Below are 5,395 nucleotides of genomic sequence, written 5' to 3'. Positions count from 1 at the left end.
CACGACGCTCGTCCGATCTGCGCCGGTCATCTTCGCCGTCCAGATCATGGGCCTGCGCATCCTGGGTCGCTCGTCGGCCGAGGACATCAAGGACCCGAACACCGGCCAGGTCATCGTGCCGGCCGACACCTATCTCGATGAGAAGATGATCGAGGTGGTCGAGAACGCCGGCGTCCAGTCGGTCAAGGTCCGCTCGGTCCTGACCTGCGAAACCAAGAACGGCGTCTGCGGCACCTGCTACGGCCGCGACCTGGCCCGCGGGACCCCGGTGAACATCGGCGAGGCGGTCGGCGTCATCGCCGCCCAGTCCATCGGCGAGCCCGGCACCCAGCTGACCATGCGGACCTTCCACATCGGCGGCACCGCCCAGGTGGCCGAACAGTCCTTCTTCGAAAGCGCCAACGAAGGCGTGGTGAAGGTGGGCGGCGGCAATGTGGTCCAGGCCGGCGACGGCGAGTTCGTGGTCATGAACCGGAACCTGCAGATCACCGTCCAGGTCGATGGCAAGGACCGCGAGTCCTACAAGCCGCCCTATGGCGCGCGCCTGAAGGTCAAGGACGGCGACAAGGTCAAGCGCGGCCAGCGCCTGGCCGAATGGGACCCCTACACCACCCCCATCCTCACGGAAGTGGGCGGCCGGGTCCGGTTCGAAGACCTGATGGAGAACGTCTCGGTCCGCGAGGAAGCCGACGAGGCCACCGGTATCTCCAACCGCGTGGTCACCGACTGGCGCGCGTCCACCAAGGGCAGCGATCTGCGTCCCGCCGTGGGCGTGATCGACGCCGACGGCGCCTTCAAGCGCATCGCCAACGGCGGTGAGGCCCGTTACCTGCTGCCGGTCGGGGCCATTCTCTCCGTCGGCGACGGCGACGAGGTGAAGCCCGGCGAGGTTCTGGCGCGTATCCCCACCGAGGGCGCCAAGACCCGGGACATCACCGGCGGTCTGCCCCGCGTCGCCGAGCTGTTCGAGGCCCGCCGGCCAAAGGACTGCGCGGTCATCGCCGAGATGGACGGCCGGGTCGAGTTCGGGCGCGACTACAAGAACAAGCGCCGGATCAAGATCACGCCGGAGGATGGCGGCGAGCCCGTCGAATTCCTCATCCCCAAGGGCAAGCATATCGCCGTCCATGACGGGGATACGATCCGCAAGGGCGAGTACATCATCGACGGCAACCCCGATCCGCACGATATCCTGCGGATTCAGGGGATCGAGGCGCTGGCCGAATTCCTCGTGGACGAGATCCAGGAGGTCTATCGACTGCAGGGCGTGCCGATCAACGACAAGCACATCGAGACGATCGTCCGTCAGATGCTGCAGAAGGTCGAGATCCTCGAGACCGGCGACACCGGCCTGCTCAAGGGCGACCATCTCGACAAGATCGAGGTGGACGAAGAGAGCGCCAAGGCCGAGGCCCGCGGCGGTCGTCCGGCGATCACCCAGCCGGTTCTGCTGGGCATCACCAAGGCGTCGCTGCAGACCCGCAGCTTCATCTCGGCGGCCTCTTTCCAGGAGACCACCCGCGTGCTCACCGAGGCCTCGGTTCAGGGCAAGCGCGACACCCTGGAAGGCCTGAAGGAGAACGTGATCGTGGGTCGCCTGATCCCGGCGGGCACGGGCTCCTACCTGCGCAACCTCCAGCGCATCGCCGCCAAGCGCGACGAAGCCCTGGCGGCCAGCCGCGAGACGACCATGGAGCCGCTGCCCGAAGTGATCGCCGCCGAAGCCCAGGCCGAGACGATCGACAACTAGGTCAGGGTCTTCAAGGCCAGGACAGACAGACGGCCCGGAGGCGACTCCGGGCCGTTTTGTTTTCCCCTGCAGGACGGCTTCCGCTTCAAGCCTCGCTGTGGAAAGACAGGGGTCACCGGCGCCGGGCCGGGTCGAGGGAGGATCGCCGTATGCGTGGACTCATGATCGCTGCGGGCCTCGCCCTCAGCCTTGGCGCAACCCAAGCGCAGGCGCGGCCCTTGCCAGCTGGCGGGGTGACGGCGCAGGAGGTCATCGAGGTGCTGCAGGCCAAGGGCTATCGCGCTCAGGAAGACGAGGACGGGATCGGCGATCCCATGATCCGCAGCGCCACCGACGGGGTGAACTACAATATCTACTTCTACGGCTGCGAGGGCGCCCGCTGCACCAGCATCCAGTTCACCGTGGCGTTCGGGATGAATGAGCCCATGACCCTGGACCGCATCAATGCGTGGAACCGCGAAATGCGTTTCAGCCGGGCCTATCTCGATGATGAGATGGATCCCGTCCTGGAGATGGATGTCGATCTCGAACGCGGCGCCACCACCGAGCAGCTTGAGAGCGGGATCGACGCCTGGGCCGCCGGGGTCCCGGCCTTCAAGACCTTCATCGACTTCTAGGGGGTTCCGACGGCCCGGCGCGGCTCTGCAGCTATAGCTCGGGCAGGGGGTTCATCACCGGCCCGCCGCCGGTGGTGTTGGTCCCCAGCGGCGGTGTCGTGCTTTCGCGATAGGCGCGATCGGCCGCCTTGCGTGCGCCAGCCCGCTCCAGGGCCTGCTGCTTGTCGGACGCCATCAGGGGCGGGCGGTAGGGGGCGGTCTCCGCGCCGCTGGCGAACCGCGCCAGACAGGCGGCCCGCTCGGTCTCGTTCAGGCGCGCGATGTCGGGCTGGCTGCAGCCGAAGGTCTGGCGCAGCGCTGCGCGCAGCCGGGCCGCCTGGGCCTGGGGTTCGCCGTCCGGGACGGCGGGGGGCGGGGCCACCGCCGGGCGGCCTGCAGAGGACGGCGGCGGTCCTGGCCCTTGGCGGGCGCCCTGGCCACGGGGCGGGGCTGGCGGTGGGCCTGGGTCCGGCCGACGCGTCCCCAGGGGCGGCGCCAGGATGATCTCGAAGATCGGCGCCTCGCCCAGCCGGGGGAGGGCGGGCGCCATCCACAGCAGGGCGAGCAGGCCCACCAGGTGCAGGACCACGGCCAGGCCGACCGCCGTGAGAGTCCGTAAGCTGCGCCCCATGGTCCCTTCCGGCTCGCCAAGGCCAAGCTGACGGCGTCGGGGGGCGAAACTGTGACCATTGGGCTGGGGCGGGCGCGCGCCTTGCGCAAACGTTGACGCGCCCGGCCGGGGCGAGTATGAACCGCGCTCCTTTGAAGCCGGGGATTCTCATCCCAGGCCCGATGGACTCGAAAGTCTTGCAAGAGACGGCCGCCCGCCGGAGCGCTTCTAGCGACGCGCGCCGGCGAGTTTTCGTGTTCTAGGATCCGGGTTTCGAAGACCGAACAAGAATACGACCCTTAAACGGGGCGCATCGGCCCAACGGCACACGCCCCCACAAGCCTAGGAATGGCGCAGAGAATATATGCCTACGGTCAACCAGCTGATCCGCAAGCCGCGTAAGGACAAGCCTTCGCGCAATAAGGTGCCGGCCCTGAAGGGCTGCCCCCAGCGTCGCGGCGTTTGCACGCGCGTCTACACCACCACCCCCAAGAAGCCGAACTCGGCTCTGCGTAAGGTGGCCAAGGTCCGTCTGACGACCGGCATTGAAGCGGTGTGCTACATCCCCGGCGAAGGCCACAACCTCCAGGAACACTCCGTGGTGCTGATCCGCGGCGGCCGGGTGAAGGACCTTCCCGGCGTGCGCTATCACATCCTGCGCGGCGTGCTCGACACCCAAGGGGTGAAGGACCGCAGGCAGCGTCGTTCGCTCTACGGCGCTAAGCGTCCTAAGTAAGGATAAGAAGACATGTCCCGCCGCCGTCGCGCAGAAAAACGTCAAGTCCTTCCCGACCCGAAGTTCGGGGATCTCGTCGTCACCAAGTTCATGAACTACGTGATGTACGAAGGTAAGAAGGCCGTCGCCGAGAACATCATCTACGGCGCCTTCGACATCCTGGAAGCCAAGCGCAAGGACCAGGGCCCGCTGGAAACCTTCCATGCGGCTCTGGAAAATGTCGCCCCGGGCATCGAGGTCCGTTCCCGCCGGGTTGGCGGTGCGACCTATCAGGTCCCCGTCGAAGTCCGTCCCGAGCGCCGTCGCGCCCTGGCCATCCGCTGGCTGGTGACCGCTGCGCGCAAGCGTGGTGAAAACACCATGACCGAGAAGCTCGCCGGCGAGCTTCTGGATGCTTCGTCCAATCGCGGCTCGGCCGTGAAGAAGCGCGAAGACACCCACAAGATGGCCGAGGCGAACCGCGCCTTCTCGCACTACCGCTGGTAAGACCGGTCATCCATCGCTTTCCGGCGCGGGCGGTTTGAGCTAAACCGCCCGCGCCGTTCGTTCAGCACATCGACCGGCAGCTACCCCCGGACCTCTTTCAGCAAAGCCTATCGCTATGGCCCGTACGCACAACATTGAAGACTACCGCAATTTCGGAATCATGGCCCACATCGATGCGGGCAAGACGACGACGACGGAGCGGATCCTCTTCTACACCGGGAAGAGCCACAAGCTCGGCGAAGTCCATGACGGCGCGGCCACCATGGACTGGATGGAGCAGGAGCAGGAGCGGGGGATCACCATCACCTCGGCTGCGACCACCTCCTTCTGGAAGGGCAAGCGCCTCAACATCCTCGACACCCCCGGCCACGTGGACTTCACCATCGAGGTCGAGCGTTCGCTGCGCGTGCTCGACGGCGCGGTGACGGTGCTGGACGGCAACGCCGGCGTTGAGCCCCAGACCGAAACCGTCTGGCGCCAGGCCGACAAGTACAATGTCCCGCGCATCGTGTTCATCAACAAGATGGACAAGATCGGCGCCGACTTCGAAAAGTCGGTGGAATCGATCCGTGATCGCCTGGGCGCCAAGGCCGTGCCGATCCAGCTTCCGATCGGTTCGGAATCCTCGCTGCGCGGCCTGGTGGACCTGGTCCGCATGAAGGCCGTGGTCTGGGAGAATGACGGCCTGGGCGCCGCCTTCACCGACGAGGACATCCCCGCCGACATGAAGGACAAGGCCGATGAGGCCCGCGCCTACATGATCGAGAACGCCGTCGAGCTCGATGACGAGGCCATGGAGGCCTATCTGTCGGGCGAAGAGCCGTCGGAAGAAACCATCAAGAAGTGCCTGCGCAAGGCCGTCCTGAATGGCGCCTTCTATCCGATCCTCTGCGGCTCGGCCTTCAAGAACAAGGGCGTGCAGCCCCTGCTCGACGCCGTCGTCGACTATCTGCCGTCGCCGATCGACATCCCGCCGACCCAGGGCATCGACTTCAAGACCGAAGAGCCGGTGGTTCGTCGCGCCTCGGACGACGAGCCCCTGTCGGTGCTGGCGTTCAAGATCATGGACGACCCCTTCGTGGGCTCGCTGACCTTCTGCCGCATCTATTCGGGCAAGCTCGAAACCGGCATGGGCCTGCTGAACTCCACCCGCGACCGGCGCGAGCGGGTCGGCCGCATGCTGCTGATGCACTCGAACAACCGCGAGGACATCAAGG

At 66.5% G+C, this 5,395-nt stretch carries 5 protein-coding genes and 1 pseudogene; 5 read left to right on the top strand and 1 reads right to left on the bottom strand.

All coding sequences use genetic code 11. The features are described from left to right. Positions 1-1,750: pseudogene (locus Q7S93_RS08530) on the top strand (DNA-directed RNA polymerase subunit beta'); the annotation flags it as partial. Positions 1,751-1,899: 149 nt separating this feature from the next. Further along, positions 1,900-2,367 carry a YbjN domain-containing protein gene (locus tag Q7S93_RS08525; protein WP_304713460.1) on the top strand — a complete coding sequence of 156 codons (468 nt, stop codon included), beginning with the start codon at positions 1,900-1,902 and terminating at the stop codon, positions 2,365-2,367. A gap of 31 nt (positions 2,368-2,398) precedes the next feature. On the opposite strand, the gene Q7S93_RS08520 is transcribed toward Q7S93_RS08525, so the two are convergent. Then, entirely contained in the window at positions 2,399-2,977 is a 579-nt protein-coding gene (locus tag Q7S93_RS08520) for a hypothetical protein (RefSeq protein ID WP_304713459.1), read from the bottom strand. A gap of 343 nt (positions 2,978-3,320) precedes the next feature. Here Q7S93_RS08520 and rpsL point away from each other — a divergent pair, with 343 nt between their 5' ends. The 3 genes from rpsL to Q7S93_RS08505 all read left to right on the top strand — a co-directional run. Continuing rightward, positions 3,321-3,692, top strand: coding sequence for a 30S ribosomal protein S12 (gene rpsL, locus Q7S93_RS08515; RefSeq protein WP_293317138.1), 372 nt, complete (start codon positions 3,321-3,323; stop codon positions 3,690-3,692). A gap of 12 nt (positions 3,693-3,704) precedes the next feature. Next, entirely contained in the window at positions 3,705-4,178 is a 474-nt protein-coding gene (gene rpsG / locus Q7S93_RS08510; RefSeq protein ID WP_300572945.1) for a 30S ribosomal protein S7, read from the top strand. Between the two features lie 115 nt (positions 4,179-4,293). Further along, positions 4,294-5,395, top strand: a 1,102-nt coding sequence (locus Q7S93_RS08505) for an elongation factor G (RefSeq protein WP_304713458.1), incomplete at its 3' end; no start/stop codon positions are given.

The sequence above is a fragment of the Phenylobacterium sp. genome (assembly GCF_030646615.1).
Lineage (GTDB): Bacteria > Pseudomonadota > Alphaproteobacteria > Caulobacterales > Caulobacteraceae > Phenylobacterium.
This window is presented reverse-complemented; position numbering and strand designations above follow the sequence as displayed.